Annotated in this window: 1 protein-coding gene; it reads right to left on the reverse strand. The window is 77.2% G+C overall.

Translation table 11 applies throughout. The annotated features are described in order from the left end of the window. The coding region (locus VP06_RS33305) for a condensation domain-containing protein (protein ID WP_048468115.1) at positions 1-819 on the reverse strand (819 nt) is incomplete at both ends.

Here is an 819-nt window from a genome sequence, read left to right on the forward strand (position 1 = left end):
CCCGGCAGCCTCGCGGCGGCGTCGTCGTCCAGGCTGCGCCAATGGTCGAGCTCGGCCGCGAGCGCGCGCGATCCGGCGCAGGCGAGGAGCCGGCGGGCCCAGGATCCCGGCGGGGTGGCGGGCGGCAGGATGACGGGCTCGCCGCGGGCGATGTGGTCGCAGGCGGTGGCGAGGTCGTCGATCAGGATGCGCCAGGACACGCCGTCGACGGCGAGGTGGTGGATGGCGAGCAGCAGGCGGCGGCTGCCGTCGGGCCGGTCGAGGCCGAGGCCGCGCAGGAGGCGGCCCTGGCCGAGGTCGAGGCTGGCCTGGGCTTGCGCGCAATGGCTCGCCAGGGTGTCGTCGTCCGGGGCGGGGCGGAGCCAGAGCCGGTCGGGATCGGGGACGTGCGGCAGGGTCTCGGTGTGCCAGCCGTCCGGGCCCTCGATGAAGCGCTGGCGCAGGGCGGGGTGGTGGGCGACGAGGGCGTCGAGGGCCTTGGCGACGATCGTCCAGCCGGGCAGGGCGTGGGGGACCAGCAGCAGGGCCTGGTTCCAGTGATGGCGCTCGGGAACGGGTTGGCCGAGGAAGGCGGCCTGGATCGGCAGCAGCGGCAGCGGGCCGGTCTCGGGCAGCGCCTCGGGAGCCGGGCGGTCCTCGGCGATCGGGCGGGCGGCGGCGGCGAGCGCGGCGAGGGTGCGGTGGCGGAAGAGGTCGCGGGGCTCGAGGAGGAGGCCGGCGCGGCGGGCGCGGCCGACGACCTGGAGGGCGACGATGGAATCGCCGCCGAGGGTGAAGAAGTCGTCGTGGCGTCCGACGTGGTCGCGGCCGAGGAGGCCG

This window comes from Methylobacterium aquaticum, from assembly GCF_001043915.1.
Classification (GTDB): Bacteria; Pseudomonadota; Alphaproteobacteria; order Rhizobiales; family Beijerinckiaceae; genus Methylobacterium; species Methylobacterium aquaticum.